This window comes from Neoroseomonas lacus (assembly GCF_014644535.1).
Taxonomy (GTDB): Bacteria; Pseudomonadota; Alphaproteobacteria; order Acetobacterales; family Acetobacteraceae; genus Neoroseomonas; species Neoroseomonas lacus.
Genome location: NZ_BMKW01000012.1, coordinates 63,445 through 84,504, shown reverse-complemented (window position 1 = coordinate 84,504; position 21,060 = coordinate 63,445). Strand labels below are relative to the sequence as shown.

At 69.8% G+C, this 21,060-nt stretch carries 18 protein-coding genes; 14 read left to right on the top strand and 4 right to left on the bottom strand.

Features of this window, described 5'->3' with window-relative positions:
* Positions 1 to 102: 102 nt before the first annotated feature.
* Both IEY36_RS22465 and IEY36_RS22460 read left to right on the top strand, forming a co-directional pair.
* Complete coding sequence (locus IEY36_RS22465; RefSeq protein ID WP_188971078.1) at positions 103 to 813, top strand: pirin family protein; 711 nt, start codon at positions 103 to 105, stop codon at positions 811 to 813.
* 45 nt (positions 814 to 858) lie between these two features.
* Complete coding sequence (locus IEY36_RS22460) at positions 859 to 1,413, top strand: SLATT domain-containing protein (protein WP_188971076.1); 555 nt, start codon at positions 859 to 861, stop codon at positions 1,411 to 1,413.
* A gap of 268 nt (positions 1,414 to 1,681) precedes the next feature.
* Here IEY36_RS22460 and IEY36_RS22455 read toward each other — a convergent pair whose 3' ends face one another.
* Entirely contained in the window at positions 1,682 to 2,179 is a 498-nt protein-coding gene (locus IEY36_RS22455; RefSeq protein ID WP_188971074.1) for a hypothetical protein, read from the bottom strand.
* Positions 2,180 to 2,338: 159 nt separating this feature from the next.
* Here IEY36_RS22455 and IEY36_RS22450 point away from each other — a divergent pair, with 159 nt between their 5' ends.
* Positions 2,339 to 4,678, top strand: coding sequence for an Orn/Lys/Arg family decarboxylase (locus IEY36_RS22450; protein WP_188971072.1), 2,340 nt, complete (start codon positions 2,339 to 2,341; stop codon positions 4,676 to 4,678).
* Positions 4,679 to 4,705: 27 nt separating this feature from the next.
* Positions 4,706 to 5,530 (top strand): aldo/keto reductase, encoded by an 825-nt coding sequence (locus IEY36_RS22445; RefSeq protein ID WP_188971354.1) that lies wholly within the window; start codon positions 4,706 to 4,708, stop codon positions 5,528 to 5,530.
* Positions 5,531 to 5,954: 424 nt separating this feature from the next.
* On the opposite strand, the gene IEY36_RS22440 is transcribed toward IEY36_RS22445, so the two are convergent.
* Complete coding sequence (locus IEY36_RS22440) at positions 5,955 to 7,367, bottom strand: TRAP transporter large permease (RefSeq protein ID WP_188971070.1); 1,413 nt, start codon at positions 7,365 to 7,367, stop codon at positions 5,955 to 5,957.
* Between the two features lie 4 nt (positions 7,368 to 7,371).
* Entirely contained in the window at positions 7,372 to 7,923 is a 552-nt protein-coding gene (locus IEY36_RS22435) for a TRAP transporter small permease subunit (protein WP_188971068.1), read from the bottom strand.
* Positions 7,924 to 8,119: 196 nt separating this feature from the next.
* Between IEY36_RS22435 and IEY36_RS22430 the strand changes: the two genes are divergently transcribed.
* From IEY36_RS22430 to IEY36_RS22405, 6 genes are read left to right on the top strand one after another with little or no spacing between them, the layout of a single operon-like run.
* Complete coding sequence (locus tag IEY36_RS22430) at positions 8,120 to 10,135, top strand: proton-conducting transporter transmembrane domain-containing protein (protein ID WP_188971066.1); 2,016 nt, start codon at positions 8,120 to 8,122, stop codon at positions 10,133 to 10,135.
* 1 nt (position 10,136) lies between these two features.
* Positions 10,137 to 11,096: a respiratory chain complex I subunit 1 family protein gene (locus IEY36_RS22425; protein ID WP_188971064.1), complete on the top strand. Its 960-nt coding sequence runs from the start codon at positions 10,137 to 10,139 to the stop codon at positions 11,094 to 11,096.
* The gene (locus IEY36_RS22420) at positions 11,093 to 11,761 is read left to right on the top strand and encodes a hydrogenase-4 component E (protein WP_229681500.1); all 669 of its coding nucleotides are present in this window, start codon (positions 11,093 to 11,095) and stop codon (positions 11,759 to 11,761) included. Before IEY36_RS22425 ends, IEY36_RS22420 begins: the two co-directional genes overlap by 4 nt.
* Complete coding sequence (locus IEY36_RS22415) at positions 11,761 to 13,197, top strand: hydrogenase 4 subunit F (protein WP_188971062.1); 1,437 nt, start codon at positions 11,761 to 11,763, stop codon at positions 13,195 to 13,197. The genes IEY36_RS22420 and IEY36_RS22415 overlap by 1 nt, the downstream gene beginning before the upstream one ends.
* Positions 13,194 to 14,705 (top strand): hydrogenase large subunit, encoded by a 1,512-nt coding sequence (locus IEY36_RS22410; protein ID WP_188971060.1) that lies wholly within the window; start codon positions 13,194 to 13,196, stop codon positions 14,703 to 14,705. The genes IEY36_RS22415 and IEY36_RS22410 overlap by 4 nt, the downstream gene beginning before the upstream one ends.
* Entirely contained in the window at positions 14,705 to 15,244 is a 540-nt protein-coding gene (locus IEY36_RS22405) for an NADH-quinone oxidoreductase subunit B family protein (protein ID WP_188971058.1), read from the top strand. The genes IEY36_RS22410 and IEY36_RS22405 overlap by 1 nt, the downstream gene beginning before the upstream one ends.
* A 348-nt stretch (positions 15,245 to 15,592) precedes the next feature.
* On the opposite strand, the gene IEY36_RS22400 is transcribed toward IEY36_RS22405, so the two are convergent.
* A complete protein-coding gene (locus IEY36_RS22400) occupies positions 15,593 to 16,018 on the bottom strand; it encodes a DUF1489 family protein (protein WP_188971056.1) in 426 nt (141 codons plus the stop codon).
* A gap of 154 nt (positions 16,019 to 16,172) precedes the next feature.
* Here IEY36_RS22400 and opgC point away from each other — a divergent pair, with 154 nt between their 5' ends.
* The 4 genes from opgC to IEY36_RS22380 are packed head-to-tail and all read left to right on the top strand — an operon-like array spanning position 16,173 to position 20,970.
* Positions 16,173 to 17,291, top strand: coding sequence for an OpgC domain-containing protein (gene opgC, locus IEY36_RS22395; RefSeq protein ID WP_188971054.1), 1,119 nt, complete (start codon positions 16,173 to 16,175; stop codon positions 17,289 to 17,291).
* Positions 17,288 to 17,941, top strand: coding sequence for a sigma-70 family RNA polymerase sigma factor (locus IEY36_RS22390; protein WP_229681499.1), 654 nt, complete (start codon positions 17,288 to 17,290; stop codon positions 17,939 to 17,941). The genes opgC and IEY36_RS22390 overlap by 4 nt, the downstream gene beginning before the upstream one ends.
* The gene (locus tag IEY36_RS22385; RefSeq protein ID WP_188971052.1) at positions 17,938 to 18,603 is read left to right on the top strand and encodes an NrsF family protein; all 666 of its coding nucleotides are present in this window, start codon (positions 17,938 to 17,940) and stop codon (positions 18,601 to 18,603) included. Before IEY36_RS22390 ends, IEY36_RS22385 begins: the two co-directional genes overlap by 4 nt.
* Positions 18,604 to 18,648: 45 nt before the next feature.
* Positions 18,649 to 20,970 carry a methyl-accepting chemotaxis protein gene (locus tag IEY36_RS22380; protein ID WP_188971050.1) on the top strand — a complete coding sequence of 774 codons (2,322 nt, stop codon included), beginning with the start codon at positions 18,649 to 18,651 and terminating at the stop codon, positions 20,968 to 20,970.
* Positions 20,971 to 21,060 lie beyond the last annotated feature (90 nt).

Here is a 21,060-nt window from a genome sequence, read left to right as displayed (position 1 = left end):
CCGCCATCACGCCTCGACCGTGGCGAACGGCGCGGCGGAAGGCCATGTTCCGTCTCGAACAGAAGCCCGTCACGGCGGGCGCAGCGAGATGGAGAAGACCCCATGATCGACATCCGTCCCTTCAGCAGCTTGGGCAAGGCGAATTTCGGCTGGCTCAACGCCAACCATCACTTCTCCTTCGGCCATTACCGCGATGAGTCCCGCGACCAGTGGGGCCGACTGCGCGTGTGGAACGACGACGAGATCGCGCCAGGCAAGGGCTTCGACCCACACCCGCATCGCGACATGGAAATCATCACCTATGTCCGCGAGGGTGCAATCACCCACCGCGACAACCTCGGGAACGAAGGCCGCACCGAAGCGGGCGACGTGCAGGTGATGAGCGCCGGCACCGGCGTCGTGCATTCGGAATACAATCAGGAACCCGGCAAGACGACGCTGTTCCAGATCTGGATCATCCCCGATCGTCGCGGGGTGAAGCCGTCCTGGGGCGCGAAGCAGTTCCCCAAGGAGAAGCGCGAGGCGGGGTTCGAGGTGTTGGCCTCCGGCCGCCCCGGCGATGCGGACGTCGGCGCGCTGCCGATCAACGTGGATGGCGCGGTGATGGCCGCGACGCTGAAGAAGGGCCAGACGCTGGTGCAGCAGCTCGCCGAGGGGCGCGCCGCCTATCTGGTGCCGGCGAAGGGCGCGGTGACGGTGAATGGTGCCGCCGCCAACGCCCGTGACGGCATCGCCATCCGCGACGAAGCGGAAGTGAGCATCACCGCGACGGAGGATGCGGAGCTGGTGATGGTGGAGGTCGCGGCGGAGTGATTATTCCGATGGCAGTTCTATTTCTGCGGAGATAGGCTGCCATCCATGGACGTGGCCGACACTGCGGACCGCCGCCTCGCGCCGATGGAGGTTGAGGCGGCGGAACTTGAGTATCAGTGCCTGTTGGCCGAGCGGGCCCATTTCGACGCCGGCTACTGGGCGTTTCAACGCTACAAATTCTGGGGACTGGCGAGCGCCGTACTTGGCGCACTGACGACTGGCAGCGCGCTTGAAGTGGCCAGGCAGATACCTGGCGTCGGCGACGCGGGCCGGGTCGCGCTCACGGGCCTTCTCGCGCTGCTGCTGACGATCGCCACAACCGTGCTGAATTTCCTCGACCCCAAGGGGCAACGGGATCGTCACGAAGCGGCGGGAAAGAAGTTGGCGGCGCTGCGGGCGGAGGTGCGGCTGTTTCGCCGAGGCGCAAGCGCCATGAAGCCCGATGCGGAGGTGGCGTTCGCCGCACTGCTTGAGCGGCATGCGGGGATACTGGCCGACGCGCCAAGCCTCAATGATCGCCGCCATCACGCGGCGAAGAAGCAACTTGGCAGCAATGTTCACTACAACGAGTTGCGACGGATCACCGGGCGCAACACGTAGGCACTCGGGCAGCGCGAGTACGCAGAGCTGCTTGCGGAACCCTGGCGCCTGCATGATTCGATTCATGCGCGATCCGCTGCAGGCGACAATTGCACGGCGCTGTGTCGTTCCCCGCCATGCCTCGGCACGAAGCACTCCCCCAATGAGGTGCGCGCGACCAACGGCCAGGCTCGACCACACGTCAGCTTGGCGTGCGGAACGGGCACCGACCCGTGCATTGTCGGCTATCGCCACGCGGTCTGCGGCCATGCCGGTGGTTCGGGCGACGTCAGTGGCGCCAGGGGACCGCGTCGGCCGGGACCGCCACCGGCACGCGACGCGGGCGGAAATGCCAGCCCTCCGCATCGAGCCGTCGCGCCAGGCCAATCAGCGGCGGGTCGAGGAAGACCAGCGCGGAGCCATGCACCATCCCGCCCAGGATCAGTGCCGGGTGGTCGGCGCCAAGCGAAGCCTCGGCCACCGCATGCAGCAGCAGCATCTCATCCGGCGTGATGGCCGGGCAGGTCGGGCAGCCGATTTCGACCATGCGGCTCGCCTGAAGCGCGATGCCGTGCATCAGCGCATGGGCCGACAGGCCGGCGGCCTTCGGGGCCGGCGCCTCCTCCAGCGCGGCCATCACCAGCGGCAGCGGGTCATCCTTGCGCCGCGCGGCGGCGACCCAGGGGCGGATGCAGGCGGTCAGCACCAGCGTCGCGGCCGGGTCCAGCCCCTCGACCCAGCTCGGCCAGGGCGGTGCCAGGCGGGGAAAGGGCAGGATGTGACCCATCGCGGCACGACCTCATTGCATCGGGGCCGCCTGTCTAGCGCATATTGCGAATGCTTCGCAATTGCGTTTATCACGCTGTCACATCCCTGTCGTTGAATCGGCCCGCCGGGCGCGGCATTGCTGCACCCCCGGCGCCTCGCCGGGACCTGGGGAACCCGCATGGAATATTCGCGCCGCTTCAAGTTCCTGCTCTGCGCCCCCGGCTTCGATGAGGCTGGCGACCTGGAGGGCGAACGCCTGCACCAGATCGTCCGTGAGATCGAACAGGACGGCTACCAGGTGGTGCGCGCGCGGCGCGATGACGATGCGGAACTCGTGGTGCGCACCGACGCCGCGATCGGGTGCATGATCGTCGACTGGGGCAAGAAGGGGTTGCAGGGCAAATCGGCGCAGCTGATTTCTCTGACCCGCAAACGCGGTCTCGATGTGCCGGTCATCCTGCTGGTGCGCCGCCACCGGCTGGAGGACATTCCGGTCGAGGTGCTGGACGACGTTGATGGCTTCGTCTTCCTGGCGGAGGAGACGCCGGACTTCATCGCCAAGAATCTCGTCTCCAGGTTGCGCCAATATGCCGAGAGCCTGAAGACGCCCTTCTTCGGCGCGCTGGTCGATTATGCCGAACAGGGCAACATGCTGTGGACCTGCCCGGGGCATAATGGCGGCGCCTTCTATCGCCGCTCCCCGATCGGGCGGATTTTCGTCGAGCATCTCGGCGAGGCGGTGTTCCGCGACGACCTCGACAACTCCGTGCTGCAACTGGGCGACCTGCTGACGCATGAAGGCCCCGCCGCGGCGGCCGAACGCGCCGCCGCCGAGATCTTCGGGGCCGAGCGCACCTATTTCGTGCTCAATGGTACGTCGACCTCGAACAAGGTCGTGCTCTCCGCCCTGCTGGCGGAGGACGACCTCGTGCTGTTCGACCGCAACAACCACAAGGCCGCGCATCACGGCGCGCTGTTCCTGGGCCAGGCCATCCCGGTCTATCTCGAGACCGATCGCAATGCCTTCGGCCTGATCGGGCCGATCTGCCCCGAGGCGATGGAGGAGGCGGCGATCCGCCAGGCCATCCGCGACAATCCGCTGGTCACCGACAAGTCCCGCGCCGATGCGCCGCGCCCGTTCCGCGCAGCGGTGATCGAACAATGCACCTATGATGGCACCATCCTCTCGGCCGAGCAGGTGATCGCCCGCATCGGGCATCTTTGCGACTACATCCTGTTCGACGAAGCCTGGGCCGGCTTCATGAAGTTCCACCCGCTGTTCCGCGGGCGCTTCGGCATGGGGCTGAAGGAACTCGGCCCCGACAGCCCGGGCATCATCGTCACGCAATCCACGCACAAGCAGCTCGCGAGCTTCTCGCAGGCCTCGCAGATCCATGTGAAGGACAGCCATCTTGGCGATCAGCGCCGACGCGTCGAGCATCGCCGCTTCAACGAATTCTTCCTGCTGCATGCCTCGACCAGCCCGTTCTATCCGCTGTTCGCCAGCCTCGATGTCGGCGCGCAGATGATGAAGGGGCGGTCGGGCGAGGTGTTGTGGGACGACACCATCCGTCTCGGCATCGAATTGCGGAAAAAAATGCGCATGACGGCGCGCGACTTCGCCGCCACCGAAGCCAACCCCGCGCGCCAGTGGTTCTTCGACCCCTTCGTGCCCGACACGGTCCATCTCGACGGCCGCGCCGTCGCCTGGGAGGAGGTGCCGACAGATTTCCTTGCCACCGATCCGAGCCTGTGGGAATTGCGCGAGGGCGAGGCCTGGCACGGCTTCCGCCATGTCGCACCAGGCTGGGCGATCACCGACCCGAACAAGCTGACGGTGCTGACGCCGGGCTTCGACCGTGCCGCTGGCAGCTATGCCGAGCACGGCATCCCGGCGCCGGTGGTGGCCGAGTATCTGCGGCAGAACCGGATCGTCTGCGAGAAGAATGACCTCAATTCGCTGCTGTTCCTGCTGACGCCCGGTGTCGAGAGCAGCAAGGCCGGCACGCTGCTGTCGCACCTCGTCACCTTCAAGAAGCTGCACGACCAGAACGCGCCGCTCGAGGAGGTGATCCCAGACTTCGTTGCCCGCCGACCGGCGCGCTATGCCGGGATGCGGCTGCGCGACCTGTGTGCGGGGATGCACGCGCTGTACCGCGAGGCCGGCACCTCGGCGCTGCAGGGCGCGCAGTTCCGCGCCGAGCATCTGCCCGAGATCGCCATGGCGCCGCATGTCGCGGTGCGCGCCCTCGCCCGCAACACGGTGGACTACCTGCCGCTCGACCAGCTCGACGGCCGCATCGCGACGACGCTGTGGGTGGTCTATCCGCCGGGGATCGCGACCATCGTGCCAGGCGAACGGCTCGGCGACCGCGCGCGGCCGATGATTGACTACCTGCGCGCCTTCGAGGCCGCCGCCAATGCCTTCCCCGGTTTCGAGAGCGAGGTGCAGGGGCTGCATCGCGAGACGCAGGCTGACGGGACTGTGCGCTTCTACACCTACGTCACGCAGGAGTAGCCTTCGGTGACAACCGAAGGAGCCATGATGCCGAGCCTTCCCGATGGCACGCCGATCCCCGCCCTGGGCCAGGGCACCTGGCACCTGGGCGAGAGTGCCGGCGCGCGCGCGGCCGAGGCCGATGCGCTGCGGCTCGGCCTCGACCTCGGCATGACGCTGATCGACACCGCCGAGATGTATGCCGAAGGCGGTGCCGAGGAGGTGGTGGGCGAGGCGATCGGCGGCCGGCGGGACGAGGCGTTCCTCGTTTCCAAGGTCTATCCGCACAATGCGTCGCGCCGTGGCGCGGTGGCTGCCTGCGAGCGGAGCTTGAAGCGGATGAAGGTCGAGACGATCGACCTGTATCTGCTGCATTGGCGCGGGTCGGTGCCGTTGGCCGATACGGTCGAGGCCTTCGATGCGCTGAAGCGCGCCGGCAAGATCCGCCATTGGGGCGTGTCCAACTGCGATGTTGACGACCTGGAGGAACTCGGGGATGCGCTGGCGGATTGCGCGACGGACCAGGTTCTCTACAGCCTGGAGCATCGCGGCGTGGAATACGACCTGCTGCCCTTCTGCGCGCGGGCGCGGATGCCAGTGATGGCCTATTCGCCGGTCGGCCAGGGTGGGCGGATGCTGCGCCATGCCGTGCTGGGCGAGGTCGCGAGGCGCCACGGCGCGACGCCGGCGCAGGTCGCGATCGCCTGGACGCTGCGCGATGGCAATGTGGTCAGCATTCCGAAGGCGGCCGACCCGGCGCATGTGCGGCTGAACGCGGCGGCGCGGGAGGTCGTGTTGACGGCGGAGGATCTTGCGACGCTCGATGCGGGGTTTGCGCCGCCGCGGCACAAGCGGGGGTTGGCGATGTTGTGACCTGGAGAGGGGCTTTGCCCCTCTCCAGATCTCACCCCACCAAAGGCCTAAGGGCCTTTGGAAACCTCGATCTGGCACCGGGCGCCAGGGGCCGGATCAGTGCCAGAACCAGATCCTGTGCGCGGGGCATGCTTGATCGAGGCGGTCGGCCTGTGCTGCTCGTCGCCAAGAGCCGGCCCTCCCGAGAAGCTTCCCGGCAATTCACCGGAATGGCCTCCCGGCAAAGCGATCCTTGGAACCTTCATTGCGGCGTGGGCCCGGCGGCAGAACATCGTCGGGCGCCGGCGTGGATCGCGGCATTCATCCCGACCACGACGCCCGATTCCAAAAGACGGCATTCCAAAGCGCCCGGCACGTTGGCGGGGCGGCTTGGAGGAGCGGCGCCCCTCCAACCATCGCGACCCTGTACGGCGCTATCGCCGCCTCATCGGAACACCGGCACCGCGCCGTCATCCGAATTGTCCGGCATCGGGACCTCGATGTGCACGGTGGACGGGTCCACCCCCGGGCCACGCTCGATCCAGTAGGTCACGGTCTGCGGGAAGGTGATGACGACGCCGACGATGATCAGCTGCAGGCACAGCCAGGGCAGCGCGCCCCAGTAGATGTCCTTGGTCAGCACTTCCTTGGGTGCCACGCCGCGCAGGTAGAACAGCGCGAAGCCAAAGGGCGGGTGCATGAAGGAGGTCTGCAGGTTCACGCACAACAGCACGCCGAACCACACCAGGTTGATGTCGAGCTTCGCCGCCACAGGGGCGAGCAGCGGCACCACGATGAAGGCGATCTCGAAGAAGTCGAGGAAGAACGCCAGGAAGAACACGAAGACGTTGACGAAGATGAGGAAGCCGGTTTGACCGCCGGGCAGGTGCGACAGCAGGTGTTCGATCCATCGGCTGCCGTCGACGCCCTGGAACACCAGAGAGAACACCGTCGCGCCGATCAGGATGAACAGCACCATCGAGGTGATGCGCCCTGTATTGGCCATCGCCTCGCGCAGCAGGGCGAAGGTGAAGCGGCCATTGACGATGGCGATCAGGATCGCGCCCATCGCGCCCATGGCGCCCGCCTCGGTCGGCGTGGCGAGGCCGAGGAAGATGGTGCCGAGCACGAGGAACATCAGCACCAGCGAGGGCACCATGCCCTTCAGCACCTTCCAGTACAGCGGCCAGCCGCGCACCATCCGCGCCTCGGGCGGCAGCGGCGGCACCTTCTGCGGCGAGACCAGGCTGACCAGGCCGATGAAGGCCAGGAACAGCGACACCTGCAGGATCGAGGGGCCGATCGCGCCGGCATACATGTCGCCCACCGACTTGCCGAGCTGGTCGCCGAGGACGATCAGCACCAGCGAGGGCGGGATCAGCTGCGCGATGGTGCCCGAGGCCGCGATGACGCCGGTCGCGATGCGCATGTCGTAGCCGTAGCGCATCATCACCGGCAGGGAGATCATGCCCATGGCGATGACCGAGGCGGCCACCGTGCCGGTGATCGCGCCGAGCACCGCGCCCACCAGCACCACGGCATAGGCGAGCCCGCCCGGGATCTTGCCGAACAGCTGGCCGGTGCCTTCCAACAGGTCCTCGGCGAGACCGCATCGTTCCAGCACCGCGCCCATCAGGGTGAAGAACGGAATCGCCAGCAGCACCTCATTTGACAGGATGCCGAAGACGCGTAGCGGCAGGTTGCCAAGATAAGCCGTGGTGAAAAAGCCCATCTCGATCGAGATGAAGCCGAAGAACAGGCCGACCGCCGACAGCGAAAACGCCACCGGGAAGCCCAGCAGCAGGAAGACGACCAGCCCGCCGAACATCAGCGGCGGCATGATCTCGAGACTCAGCATGGGCTTACTGCTCCGGCCGGTGGTATTCGGCGAGATGCGCCGTCGCCGGGTCGTCGATGCCGCGCAGCGCGGCGATACGTTTCACGAGTTCCGACAGGCCCTGGATGCTGACCAGCGCGAAGCCGAGCGGCAGCAGCACCTTTACCGGCCAGCGGATCAGCCCGCCGGCATTGGGCGAGCCTTCGTCGCGGATGAAGGATTCCCAAAAGAACGGCCAGGTCATCCAGACCAGCAGCAGCATGCCCGGCAGCAGGAAGAAGATGATGCCGAAGACATCGATCCACAGCCGGGCACGCGGCGAGACGCTGCCATAGACCAGGTCGACCCGGACATGTTGGTTGCGATTGAGGGTATAGGCGGCGCCGAGCATCACCGTGCCAGCGAAGAGGTACCACTGCGCCTCGAGCCAGGCATTGGAGGACCATGACAGGCTATAGCGGCTCAGCGCATTGCCGGCGCTGACGACGCAGGCGCCCAGCACCATCCAGTCGGCGACCCGGCCGAAGCGTTCGTTCACCGCGTCTACGGCACGGCTGAAGGCGAGCAATGCGCGCATTCTAGTAGGCGACGGGGGCGCTTACCGCCCCCCCCTGGCAACACATGGCGCTGTGCCCCCCCGCGTGAAGTTCAGTCCGGATTAACGATTCGCCCCCCTTAGCCCTGCCGCATCACCGATGCAAACCCGTCTCGGGCTGGCGGCGGCGCGGCGGCGGGGGGTATCCTTTCCCGGTGACGCAGTTCCTCTACCGTCCATGCTGACGGCCCTGGCATTGCTGGTCGGGTTGCTGGCCGCCCTCGGCGCGGTGGCTGTGCCGCTGGCCGGCCGCCCATCGGGGGCAAGGCTGGTCTTCGGCGCGACGGCACTGGCCGGCCTGGGGCTGGTGGCCGGCGGGGTGGCGGGGCTGCTGGACGGGCCTTCGGCGCTGAACCTGCCCTTCGGGCCGCCCTGGGGGCCGGCGCGGCTGGCGCTCGATCCGCTCTCGGCCTGGTTCCTGTTGCCGCTGGGGCTGTCGGTCGGCTGCGCCGGGCTGTTCGCCTTCGGCGGCGCCCATGGGCCGGTGGCGCCGCGCGAGCTGGCGCCCTGGCCGGTCTTCGTCGCCGGCATGGTGCTGACCATCCTCGCGGCGGACGGCTTCACCCTGCTGCTGGGGTTCGAGGCGATGTCCGTCGCCTCCTGGGCGCTGGTCGCGCACGACCATGCGCAGGCCGAGAACCGCCGCGCGGCGCGGATGTATCTAGGATTCGCGGGGTTTGGCGGGCTGTGCCTGGTGCTGGCCTTCGGCGTGCTGGCGGGTGGCGCGGGGGATGTCGCCTTCGCCGCGCTGCGCGACACCCCGCCCGAGGGCGCCCGTGCCGCCGCCGTGCTCGCCCTGGTGCTGGCCGGGGCGGGGTCGAAGGCTGGCATCGCGCCGCTGCATGTCTGGCTGCCGCTCGCCCATCCGGCGGCGCCGAGCCATGTCTCGGCGGTGATGTCCGGGGCGATGACCAAGGTCGCGCTGTATGTGCTGGCGCGCTTCGCCTTCGACCTGATGGGGCCGGCGCAGCCTTTCTGGCTGGGGGCGCCGCTGATCGCCCTCGGCGCGGCCTCGGCGGTGATCGGCGCGCTGCGGGCGAACCTTGAGGAGGACACCAAGGTCCTGCTCGCCTGTTCGACCATCGAGAATATCGGGCTGATCGCCATGGGCCTCGGCCTGGCGCTGGCGTTTCGCGGGGCGGACCTGCCGGCGCTGGCGGCGCTGGCCGCGGCGGCGGCGCTGCTGCACACGCTGAACCACGCCGTGTTTAAGACGCTGCTGTTCCTGGTGGCGGGCGAGGTTCTGCATGGCGCGCTGTCGCGTCGGCTCGACCGGCTGGGCGGGCTGATCCACCGCATGCCGGTGACCGCCTGGGCGGCGCTGGCCGGCGTGGCGGCCGCCGCCTCGCTGCCACCGCTCTCGGGCTTCGCCTCGGAATGGCTGTTGTTGCAGGCGTTGCTCGCGGCCTGGCGGGTCGGCGACATCGCCTTCCAGATGGGGGTCGCCGCGGCGACCGCGCTGGCGGCACTGGCGGCGGCGCTGGCGGCGGCGGCGATGGTGCGCTTCTGGGGGCTGGTGTTTCTCGGCCGGTCGCGCACGCCACGCGCGGCGGGGGCGGAGGAGAGCACCGGCGCCGCGCAATATGCCCTGTTGCTGCCGGCCGGGCTGACCGTGCTGCTAGGGCTGCTGCCGGGGGTCATGCTCGACCTAGCGGAACCGGCGCTGCGTCTGATGGTGGGCAGCACGGCACCGCAGGCCGGCTGGTTCGCGATCGGCGCGGCCGAGGGGGGCGCGCGGTATTGGCCGGTGCCGGTCGCGCTGCTGGTCGCCGGGGCGGTCGGGCTCGCGGTCTGGGTCGTGCGCCGGCGCGCACCGGCGGGCGTGGTGGTCGGCCCGGCCTGGGATTGCGGCTTCATCACCGCGCCGCCGCATTTCCCCTTCGGCGACCCCGCCGGCCAGCCGAGCGCCGCCGGTTTCGGCCAACCGCTGCGGCGGATGCTCGGGGCCGGCCTGCTGGGCGCGCATGAACGGGTGACGATGCCGGCACCGGGCGAGACCCGGGCGGCGGTGTTGCAGGCCGGCTTCGCCGACCCGGTGCTGAGTGCGCTTGAAGGGCCCGTCCCGCGCTGGCGCGACGCGGTGGCGGCACAGGCGGAGCGGCTGCGCGGGCTGTCGATCCGCCAATGCCTCGGCCTGACCTTCGGGGCGGTGGTGCTGATGCTCGCGCTGCTCGCCTGGCTTGGGGCACATTAGCATGGCGGTGGTCTGGTCCGTCCTGGCGCAACTGCTGCACATCGCGCTGATGCTCGCCGCAGCACCTGTTCTGACCGGCGTGGTGCGTTGGCTGAAGGCGCGGATGATGGGCCGGCGCGGGGCGCATCCGCTGCAGCCGCTGCGCGACCTGCTGAAGCTGCTGCGCAAGAAGCCGGTGATGGCGGAGAATGCCTCCGCGGTGTCGCTGGCCGCCCCGTATCTGGCGGCCGGGGCGGCGATGGCGGCGGCGGTGCTGGTGCCCTCCTTCGCGCGGGGGATGGCCTTCGCCCCGCTGTCGGACCTGATCCTGGTGGCGGGGCTGCTGGCGCTCGGGCGCGTCGCGATGGCGCTGGCGGGGATGGATGTCGGCACGCCCTTCGGCGGTCTTGGCGCGTCGCGCGAGATGTCCTTCGCCGCGCTCGCCGAACCGGCGCTGATCGTGGCGGTGCTGTCGCTGGCGATCCTGGCGGGGACGACGAATCTCGATGCCATCGCCGGGGCGTTCCGCGACAGTGCCTTGGGGCTGCGCGTGTCGCTCGGCCTCGCTATGGTGGCGCTGTTCGCCGTGGCGGTGACCGAGAATGCCCGCATCCCGGTCGACAATCCCTCGACGCATCTGGAACTGACCATGGTGCATGAGGCGATGATCCTCGAAGCCTCCGGCCGGCACCTCGCGCTGTGGGAATACGCGGCGTCCCTGCGGCTGCTGCTGTGGCTGGCGTTCCTGGCTGCGATATTCCTGCCGCTCGGCCAGGCGCCGGCCGGTGCCGCGCCGCAGTGGTGGGTGGTCGGGCTGGCGGCCTGGGCGGTGAAGATGGGTGGGCTGGCGCTGGGCCTCGCCGCCTTCGAGAGCGCGATCGCCAAGATGCGGGTGTTCCGGGTGCCGGAATTCCTCGGCGCTGCCTTGCTGCTCGGGCTGCTCGGCGCGGTGCTGCTGTTCGTCTCGACGGGGCTGACGTGAGGTTCGGGCAGCTCACCTACGACCTGGCGCATCTGCTCGGCGGCGCGGTGCTGCTGATGTCCTTTGTTCTGCTGTATCAGCGGCGCATCGGGGCGGTGATCAACGCCTTCGCCATGCAGGGAACGCTGCTGGCGCTCGCCGCTGCCTGGCAGGCCCATGCGCAGCACGCGCCGGGGCTGTACCTGACCGCGCTGCTGGCCTTCGGGGCCAAGGGCGTTCTCATCCCGATCGCGCTGCACCGGATGGTGCGCGAATTGAACCTGCACCGCACGGTGGAGACCGCGCTCGGCATCGGGCCGTCGATGATCGCGGGCGTCGGGCTGGTCGGGCTCGCCATCCTCGCGGTGCTGCCGGCGACCGAGGGGGTGCGGGCGCTGGCGCGCGAGGACATCGCCCTCGCGCTGTCGGTCGTGCTGCTCGGCATGCTGATGATGATCACGCGGCGCAACGCGATCAGCCAGGTGATCGGGCTGCTGTCCCTGGAGAACGGGTTGATCCTCGCCGCCATCGGCGTCACCGGCATGCCGCTGGTCGTGGAACTGTCCACCGCGGCGCTGGTGCTGATGGTCGCCATGGTCGCCGGCGTCATCACCTTCCAGATCCGCGAACGGCTCGACACCGTCGATACCGGCAGCCTGGAAGAACATCGCGGGGAGCGTCGTTGATGCCCCTGCAATGGGTGATCGTGTTCTTCGCCTGGGCGGGCGCGGTGGTGCTGGCGGCGATGCCGAACCAGCGCCACGCGACGGTGGTGAATGCGGCGGTGAGTGCGGGGATGTTCCTGCTCGCGGTGGCACTGATGGCGCTGCCCTTCGAGCAGCATGGCTGGACCCGCACCGACGTGCTGAACATGCCCTTCGTGCTGGTCTCGACCTTTGTCGGGCTGACCACGGCGGTGTTCTCGGCGGCGACGCTGGAACAGGAAGGCTTCGACCATTGGCGCAGCCGCGCTTACCACGCCGCCTATCAGATCTTCATGGGGGCGCAGACGCTGGCGCTGCTCGCCGACAATCTCGGCGTGATGTGGGTGGCGATCGAGATCGCGACGCTCGCCACCGTCTCGATGGTCGCCGTGCACCGCACGCCGGCGGCCTTCGAGGCGGCGTGGAAATTCTTCATCCTGTGCGGGGTGGGCATCGCGCTCGCGCTGTTCGGGACCATCGTGCTGTACCTCGCCGCGCAGCCGCTGCTGACCGAGGAGACCGGGTTGTCCTGGACGGCGCTGATGGCGGTCGCGGCGCGGTGCGACCCGGCGACGCTGAACCTCGCCTTCGCCTTCCTGCTGCTGGGCTATGGCACCAAGGCGGGGCTGGTGCCGCTGCATTCCTGGCTGCCGGATGCCCATGCCGAGGGGCCGGTGCCGATCTCCGCCGTGCTGTCGGGATTGTTGCTGAACGCAGCGATGCTGGCGGTGCTGCGCGCCAAGTCGATCGTCGGCGCCAACCCCGAGGCCGTCACGCCGGGCCCCTTCCTGCTGGCCTTCGGCCTGGCTTCGGTGCTGCTCGCCGCCTTGGCCTTGTGGCGGCGCCGGGATGCGCGACGCTTCTTTGCCTGGTCGAGCATCGAGCATATGGGCATCGCCGCCTTCGCCTTCGGGCTGGGCGGGCCGGCGGCGAATCTGGCGGGGCTGCTGCACCTGATCGGCCATGCGCTGGTCAAGAGCGCGGTGTTCTTCGGCGTCGGCCGCGCCGCGCAGCTCAAGGGCAGCCAGAAGATCGCCGATATCGGCGGGCTGGTGGCGACGCACCCGGCGCTGGGTTGGGGGCTGGCCGTCGCCATCCTGGCCATCGCCGGCATGCCGCCCTTCGTGATCTTCGCCTCGGAATTCCGGCTGTTCTCGGTGGCGGCGGCGGAGCTGCCCTGGCTCGCCATCACGCTCGCGCTCGGCATGGTCACGGCGCTGGCGGCGCTGATCACCGTGCTGCAGGCGCTGTGCTTCGGGGTACCGACACCCGACAGCGGCGGTGCGCTGAATGGCTGGCGGGAGGTAGCCTCGGCGGTGCCGGTCTGGCTGCATCTGCTGGTCGCCGTGGGGTTGGGCATCGCCATGCCGTTGGGGTTGGCGACCATGTTGGCCACCGCCGCGCAGGTGATCGGATGAGCGCCAGCACCCTCATCCGCGCCGGCGCCCCGCAAGGCGCGCAACCGGCCGAGCGCTATCTGCTGGCGGCCGAAGCCTGGGCCCGCCTGCCCGCCGCGCTGCTGGCCGAGCCGGGGCTGGCGCTGCTCGCGCTCTGGGCCGAACCCGGCATGGTGCATGCGGCCTTCCTGGAGGAGGCAAGCGCGGCGGTGCTGCTCGCCTCCGCCCCGGCGGAGGGCGGCCGGTATGCCGCGCTCTCTCCTGTCCGCCCCGGCGCCATCCGTTTCGAGCGCATGATCCGTGATCTGTGGGGACTCACGGCCGAAGACGCCGTGGACCTGCGCCCCTGGCTTGACCATGGGCGGTGGGAGCTCGCTGGGCCGATGTCTGGCCAGCCCGCCGCGCTGCCCGGTGCCGAGGCGCCGCAGCCGGCATTCCTGCCCGTCGAGGGCGAGGGCATCCACCAGATCCCGGTCGGGCCGATCCATGCGGGCGTCATCGAACCCGGCCATTTCCGCTTCCATGTCCAGGGCGAGGTGGTGGTGCGGCTGGAGGCGCGGCTCGGCTATGCGCATAAGGGCACGCTGTCGCTGATGCTTGGCAAGCCGGCGCGTGCGGCGGCGGCCTTCGCGGCGCGGCTGTCGGGGGATTCCACGGTGGCGCATGGCTGGGCCTTCGCCGCCGCCGTCGAGGCTGCGCTCGGCGTGGCGGTGCCGCCGCGGGCCGTCGCGCTGCGCGGGGTGATGGCGGAGCTGGAGCGCGTCCATAACCACCTCAATGATTGGGGCTTCATCTGCAACGATGCGGCCTTCGCCTTCCCGCATGCCCGCTGCGGGTATCTGCGGGAGGGCGTGCTGCGCGCCTGCGCGGCGGCCTTTGGGCATCGGCTGATGATGGACCGCGTGCTGCCGGGCGGCGTGGCCCCCGACATCGCGGCGGGCGGGGCGGCGGCGATCCTGGCCGCGCTCGATGCGGTGGAGGCCGAGATGCCGGCGCTGCTGCGCATCTATGACAGCCATTCCAGCCTGCAGGATCGGATGGTGGGGACTGGATTCCTCGACCCCGACCATGCCGCGCGCTTCGCCGCCGGCGGGTTTGTCGGGCGTGGGTCGGGGCGCGGTTTCGATGCGCGGCTGCGGCCGGGCTATGCGCCCTATGACTGGTTGTTGCCGACCATCGCGGTCGAGACCGGCGGTGATGTCGATGCGCGGGTGCGGGTCCGTGTCGCCGAACTGGCGGCCTCGATCGGCATAGTGCGCCGGCTGCTGGCCGATCTGCCGGCGGGGGAGACGCTCGCCCCCCTGCCCGCCCTGGCCGGTGAAGGCAGTGCGTTGATCGAGGGGTTCCGCGGCGAGTGTTTCGCCTGGCTGCGGCTGGATGAGAGCGGGGTGATCCGCGGGCTGTTCCTGCGCGACCCGTCCTGGCTGCAATGGCCGCTGCTGGAAGCAGCGATCGCGGGCAACATCGTCGCGGACTTCCCGCTCTGCAACAAATCGTTCAACTGCTCCTATTCGGGGGTGGACCTGTAATGCTCTGGCCTCGCCTCGCTCGCGCCCTGGTCGGCCGGCCATTGACCGATCCCGCGCCCGCGCTGTCGCAGCCGACCATCGCCGCGCTGGGCGAACGGCTGGCGGCAACGGCGCGCGCCCGGCTCGGCCGCAGCCTGTCGATTCGCGAAATCGACAGTGGCTCCTGCAATGGCTGCGAGCTGGAGGTGAACGCGCTGCAGAACGTCGCCTACGACCTCGAGCGATTCGGGCTGCGCTTCGTCGCCTCGCCCAAGCATGCCGACGTGCTGCTGGTGACCGGGCCGGCCTGCCGCAACATGGCCGAGGCGATGGAGCGCGCCCTCGCCTGCACGCCGGAACCGCGTTGGGTCGTCGCCGCCGGGGACTGCGCGGTCGATGGCGGCGTGTTCAAGGGATCGTACGCCGTGCATGGCGGCGTCGGCGCGGTGTTGCCGGTGGACCTGCTCATTCCGGGCTGCCCGCCCTCGCCCGAGCAATTACTGGAAGGGCTGCTGGCGCTACTGGAGGCCGAGGCGCCGCCGCGGCGCGCCACGCCATAAAATTAGCCCGGCTGGATTGCTCCAGCCGGGCCAAAGACCCCGCCTTGCGGAAGGGTCAGTCAGGCGACGACCTGCCGGGAATAAGCCGTCGCGACAGAACGGAGGATCGCAGGTCACGCCTCTCGAGTGCGTGGCAGGAACCTTAATAAACCGCAACTCGTACAGGTTGTACGAAAATCGGCAACGCAACCCAACGATGGGGCATGCGGCGGGCGCCGGCGCCCGGCCGAAGGCAGCGTCCAGCGCCGCGACGCCGCCGGCATTCTCGGTCGGATGGATGATCGAGTGCGGGTCCGGGCCGGCGCCGCCGATCGGGATGGGCTTCGCGACGCCGTCGCGAACGGCCGTTCAGATTAGGCAGAGTTCGGCCAGGTCACGCCGCAGTTGCGGCGGCAGCCGGTCGAGCCCGCGTGGCGCCGGCCGGCCGGTCGCCACATCGGGCGGCGCTTCTTCCGGCTTCAGGTAGCGCCAACCCTGGAAGGCCTTCATCGGCCGCGCCTCGACCGGGACCAGCGTGGGGTCGAGCAGCAGCGCGGCGCAGGGGGTGTTGTCGTCCCATTGTTCCTCACGCAGGCCGAGGATGCGTTGGCGCACCCGCACGAAGCCGGCCACCACCCAGTAAATCGAGCCACCATCGGTGACCTCGTCGATCCGCTTGGGGAACATGCGGGTCCAGGCGCGCAGCGGCGGGTCGGTGCGCAGGCGGTCGGCTTGCAGCGCCGACAGCGCGGCGACATCCTTGGGCCCGACCGAGAGTTTGATGAGGTGCAGCACGGCCTATCCATGTCGCCTCGGCGGTCGAGTCGGCAAGTGGCCTCGTGGCCGAGGCCGGACAAGTTCCCGCGTGACAGAGCGTAACCGGGCTCGCGCCCGCGGCGAAAAGCCCCCTGCAAGGCAGCCATCTCGGTCGCCCTGGAGAGATGCCCGCATGGCAAGTGCCGCCACGCAACGCCCGCTGTCCCGCCCTCCGCGGGACCTGCGCCTCGACATCATCCGGGGGTGGCTGCAGGTGTCGATCTTCGGGGCCCATGCGGTGGGCTCGTCGTTCGGGGCCTATGGCATCCATGCCGCCTGGGGCCTGTCGGACAGTTCCGAGCAGTTCCTGTTCCTGTCGGGCTTCGTGCTCGCCTCAGTGCATACGGCCAAGGCCAGCCGGGACGGCGCGCTGGCGGCGGCGCGCGACATCTGGCGCCGCGCCTTCCGTCTGTGGCTGGTGCATCTGCTGCTGTTCCTGATGACCGGGGCGCTGATCCTTTGGGCCGAAATGGGCATTCCCCTGCCCGGCGAGGTCGACCGGCTCGGCTGGGGGACGCTCGCCCATCAGCCGCTGGTGGCGCTGCCGGGGGCGATGCTGCTGCTCTACATGCCGGTCTACATGGACATCCTGCCGGTCTTCGTCCTGTCGATGCTGGCGTTGCCGGGCTTCCTGTGGCTGGTGCAGCGGTTCGGGGCGGCGGCGCTGCTCGCCCCCGGGGCGGTCTGGGGCGGGGTGCAATTCGACCTGTGGCATTGGCCAGCCTGGATGGGCACCGGGCTCGAACCCCTGGCCTGGCAGTTCGTCTTCATGATCGGCGCCTGGTTCGGCCGGCGTGCGCTGCTGAACGGGGCGGCGATCGGGCGGGTCAACGGGGTGGTGGTGGCGGCGGCCGCGCTGGTCGCCTTCGGCGCGGCGCTTAGCATCGCCATCCGCATCGAGCCCGCCTTCGACATCGGCCTGATCTGGACGCTGGCGGGCAAGACGCATCTGGGTCCGGTGGCGCTGCTGCACGCGCTTGCCCTTGCCTACCTATTTGCCGTGCTGGTGCCGAAGGATGCCGCCTGGATGCACCACCCGCTGGCGCAGGCCATGGCGGCGGCGGGGCGGCACAGCCTCGACGTGTTCCGCACCGGGCTGTTCCTGGCCTGGGGCTTTACTGTGGCCTATCGGTTGATGCCGGGCGCCTGGTGGGTCGACCCGGTGCTGACCCTGCTTGGCGTCAGCATCCTGCTCGGCCAGGGCCTGCTGGTGGATCGCCGGCGCATGACGCCGGTCCTGGTGACGCGATGAGCGCCGCCCTCGGCTACCCCGCGCCGCCGCTGCGCTTCTTGGCTCGGCCCGTTCGTCCTATGGTGCGCGCGCAGCATAAGGGGCGCGCCGTGGCAGGCGAGAGTGACGGCCAGTGGGAGGCATGGATGGTGGCCGCGCAGGCCGGGGATGCGCGCGCCTATGACCGTCTGCTGCGCGACTGCCTGCCGCTGCTGCGCGCCATCGCGCGCCGCCGGATCCGCGATTCGCACGAAGCCGAGGATGCGGTGCAGGACACGCTGCTGACCATCCACCGCATGATCGCGACCTACGACCCCGACCGCCCGCTGCGCCCCTGGATCGTCGCCATCGCCGAGCGCCGCTGCGTCGACCGGTTGCGCCGGCGCGGCCGCGGGGCGGGACGGGAAACCCCGATCGACGACCATGCCGAGACCCTCGCCGCCCCGGCTGGCGAGACGGGTGAGGAACGTATCGCCGGCCGCCAGCTGCGCGAGGCCGTCGCCGAATTGCCGGAAAGCCAGCGCACGGCGCTGCGCCTGGCGAAGCTTGAGGACTTACCGCTGGCCGAGGCGTCACGCCGTTCCGGCCTGTCGATTGGCGCATTGAAGGTCGCGACCCACCGGGCCCTGCGCTCGCTGCGACGGCGATTGGGTGCGGAGGACGAACAGTGACCACTACCGAGGAACTCATCGCTCGCCTCTCCGCCGATCTTCGCCCGGTGCACCGGCTCGCGCCGCCCCTGCGTCGCGCGGCCGCCTGGCTTGCCTTCGCCTTGATGGTCATTGTGGCGGCGGTTGCCTGGCACGGCCCGCGACCAGACCTCGCCGATCGGCTGGCCGATGCACAGGAAATGATCCAGTGGCTTGCCTCGGCGGCGACCGGGGTGCTGGCGACGATCGCCGCGTTCCAGCTTGCCTTGCCCGATCGCTCACCCCGCTGGGTGTTGCTGCCGGTTCCCGCCGCGGTGCTGTGGGTCGGCACGCTCGGGGCCGGTTGCCTGGCCGACGTGCTGCGGATTGGGCCGCAGGCGCTGGTGCCAGGGGTGTCCTGGGGCTGCATGGGCTTCATCCTGGGCCTTGGCATTCCGCTGTCGGGTTCCCTGGTCTGGCTGCTGCGCTATGCGGCGGGCATCCGTCCCCTGCCGGTGGCGGCGATGGGCGGGCTCGCCGGCGCCGCGCTCTCGGCAGCGGGGCTGTGGCTGTTCCACGAACTCGACGGCGCGGCCGAGGCGTTGGTCTGGCATGTCGGCATGACGCTCGTCGTGGTCGGCCTGTTCCTCGCCTTCGGGCGGTCGTGGGAGACCCGCGCGACAGCGCGCTTCACCGCCGCTTAAGGCGCAGCGCACCACAATGAGGGCCCATACCTCCATGAGGCCCCCATGCGCGCCTTTCTCAATCTATCGGTCGGTCTGAAATTACTCACGACCAGTCTACTCGCCCTGCTCATGTTGGGTGGCGTCGCTGCCACGGTCATGCTGACCGGACGACAGCTGTCGGAAACCCTGGCGCATCAGGAACAGCTCAGTCAGGCTTCGGCGCTGCTGACCGAAGCGATGGGCACCGTCGCCGCCGCCCCCGCCCAGGTCCAGACCATGCTCACGGCGAACCAGGCGGACGATGTCGGGACGGCGCGCGACGGTGCCCTCGCGGCGCTGGATGGTACGGCCATGCTGGCGCGCCGCGCCGCCGACGTTGCCAATGACGCATCGGTCACCGCGCTGCTGACGCGCCTGGTGGACGCGGCCTCGGACTACGGCACGGCGATCCGCAACCAGGCGGAACAGCGCACGGGCATCATCCAGTCACGCGATGAGGGGTTCCTCGCCCGCGGTGCGGAATACGACCAGGCCTTCGAAGGGGCGAATGCGGCGATCGAATTCGACCTGTCGGGCGAAGCGCGGGAGGACGCGCGCACGCGCTTCATCGCCTTCCACCAGGGGTCCACGAACATGCGGGCCTCGACGCTGCGCTTCCTCGCCACGGGGGATGACACGCAGGCGCAGCGGGCGCGCCGGGCCGCGGCGCAGTCGCGCGTGCATCTGCGCGGCGCGGTGTCGACAGCCTCCAACCAGCCGCGCGTGAAGGAGGAACTGGAGCGCATCGGCCGCATCGCCGAGCAGGCTTCCGAGGCCGCCATGGCGACCATACAGCGTGGCCACGACCTCGCGCAGTACACGACCGATCGCGCCGAGCCGGCACGCGCGGCACTGGTCGCCGCCGTCACTGCCGCCAATGACCGGCTGCGGGCGATCGACCTCGACGCGGGCGAGGCGGTGAAGGCGGCGCTGCGTCATCAGACGACGCTCGTCGGCATCGCCGCGGGCGCGATCGCGCTGGTGCTGCTGCTCTCGGCCTGGACGCTGGCCCGCACGGTCGGCGCGCCGCTGCGCCGCATGGCCGGCACGATCGGCGCGATCGCCGCCGGGGAGGCCGCCGTCACCGTCACCGATCGCGGCCGCCGCGACGAGATCGGCCGCATCGCCGAGGCCGTGGAAGGGTTGCGCGTCATGGTGCGCGAGGCCTTCAGCCGTGGCCAGATGATCGAACAGATGCCGATCGGCGTTTCCGTTGCCGACCCGGCCAATGAGTTCCGCATGACCTATGCGAATGGCCATGCACAGGAACTGATCCGCAGCGTACAGGACCATCTGGCCGTCAAGGTCGACAGCATGGTCGGGCAGAGCATCGACATCTTCCACCAGGATCCGGGGCGCATCCGGGGGCTGCTCGCCGACCCGGCGAACCTGCCGCACAAGGCGCGCATCGTGATGGGCGAGGAGACGCTCGAACTCAACGTGTCGGCGCTGCGCGACGCGCAGGGGCAGTATGTCGGTGCCATGCTCGCCTGGCAGCGCGTGACCGAACAGGCGCGGCTGGCCGACAGCTTCGAGGGCGATGTCGGCGCGGTGGTGGATTCCGTCGCAACCTCGGCCCGCCAGATGCAGGATGCCGCGCGCACCCTCACCGACGCGGCGGCCGAGACCGGGCGCGAGGCGGTCACCGTCTCCGAGGCCGGCATGCAGGCCAATGCGGATGTGCAGGCAGTCGCCGCGGCGGCCGAGGAGATGGCGGCCTCGGTCGAGGAGATCACCCGCCGCGTCGCCGAGGCGGCCGATGTGGCCCGGCGCGCGGTGGCCGAGGCCAAGGCGACCGATTCGACCGTGCGCGGCCTCGCCGAAGCGGCCTCGCGCATCGGTGATGTGGTGAGGCTGATCGGCGAGATCGCCGGGCAGACCAACCTGCTCGCCCTCAACGCCACGATCGAGGCGGCCCGCGCCGGGGAGGCCGGCAAGGGCTTCGCCGTGGTCGCCTCCGAGGTAAAGAGCCTCGCCGGCCAGACCGCCAAGGCGACCGAGGAGATCGGCCGCCAGATCAGCGAAATGCAGGGAGCGACGACCCACGCGGTGGAGGCGATCCGCGCCATCGGCACGACGGTCGACCGCACCTCGGACATCGCTACCGCGATCGCCGCGGCGGTCGAACAGCAGGGGGCGACGACGCGCGAGATCGCGCGCTCCGCCGCCCAGGTGGCCGAAGCGACCGGCACCGTGGCGCAGCGGATCGAAGGCATCCGCAATGCAGCGGACGCCACCGGCGGGTCGGCCGCCGCGGTGTTGCAGGCGTCGAACGCGCTGTCGGGCGATGCGGCAACGCTGCGCGAACGCGCCGACAACTTCCTCAGGGCCGTGCGCGCGGCCTGATGGCGGCTGCTTGAGCCTGGCGCGGCGGCCCTGCGCCGCCACGCCGTCGACCGAAGACCGATCGCGCCAGGGTGCGTGCCTCGCGCGACC

What these genes read in the sequence shown, in the direction of transcription:
- opgC (WP_188971054.1), top strand. Translation starts at nt 16,173, where the DNA reads ATGGCAAGTGCCGCCACGCAACGCCCGCTGTCCCGCCCTCCGCGGGAC.
- IEY36_RS22465 (WP_188971078.1), top strand. Translation starts at nt 103, where the DNA reads ATGATCGACATCCGTCCCTTCAGCAGCTTGGGCAAGGCGAATTTCGGC.
- IEY36_RS22450 (WP_188971072.1), top strand. Translation starts at nt 2,339, where the DNA reads ATGGAATATTCGCGCCGCTTCAAGTTCCTGCTCTGCGCCCCCGGCTTC.
- IEY36_RS22425 (WP_188971064.1), top strand. Translation starts at nt 10,137, where the DNA reads ATGGCGGTGGTCTGGTCCGTCCTGGCGCAACTGCTGCACATCGCGCTG.
- IEY36_RS22430 (WP_188971066.1), top strand. Translation starts at nt 8,120, where the DNA reads ATGCTGACGGCCCTGGCATTGCTGGTCGGGTTGCTGGCCGCCCTCGGC.
- IEY36_RS22460 (WP_188971076.1), top strand. Translation starts at nt 859, where the DNA reads ATGGACGTGGCCGACACTGCGGACCGCCGCCTCGCGCCGATGGAGGTT.
- IEY36_RS22405 (WP_188971058.1), top strand. Translation starts at nt 14,705, where the DNA reads ATGCTCTGGCCTCGCCTCGCTCGCGCCCTGGTCGGCCGGCCATTGACC.
- IEY36_RS22390 (WP_229681499.1), top strand. Translation starts at nt 17,288, where the DNA reads ATGAGCGCCGCCCTCGGCTACCCCGCGCCGCCGCTGCGCTTCTTGGCT.
- IEY36_RS22445 (WP_188971354.1), top strand. Translation starts at nt 4,706, where the DNA reads ATGCCGAGCCTTCCCGATGGCACGCCGATCCCCGCCCTGGGCCAGGGC.
- IEY36_RS22415 (WP_188971062.1), top strand. Translation starts at nt 11,761, where the DNA reads ATGCCCCTGCAATGGGTGATCGTGTTCTTCGCCTGGGCGGGCGCGGTG.
- IEY36_RS22380 (WP_188971050.1), top strand. Translation starts at nt 18,649, where the DNA reads ATGCGCGCCTTTCTCAATCTATCGGTCGGTCTGAAATTACTCACGACC.
- IEY36_RS22435 (WP_188971068.1), bottom strand. Translation starts at nt 7,923, where the DNA reads ATGCGCGCATTGCTCGCCTTCAGCCGTGCCGTAGACGCGGTGAACGAA.
- IEY36_RS22410 (WP_188971060.1), top strand. Translation starts at nt 13,194, where the DNA reads ATGAGCGCCAGCACCCTCATCCGCGCCGGCGCCCCGCAAGGCGCGCAA.
- IEY36_RS22440 (WP_188971070.1), bottom strand. Translation starts at nt 7,367, where the DNA reads ATGCTGAGTCTCGAGATCATGCCGCCGCTGATGTTCGGCGGGCTGGTC.
- IEY36_RS22455 (WP_188971074.1), bottom strand. Translation starts at nt 2,179, where the DNA reads ATGGGTCACATCCTGCCCTTTCCCCGCCTGGCACCGCCCTGGCCGAGC.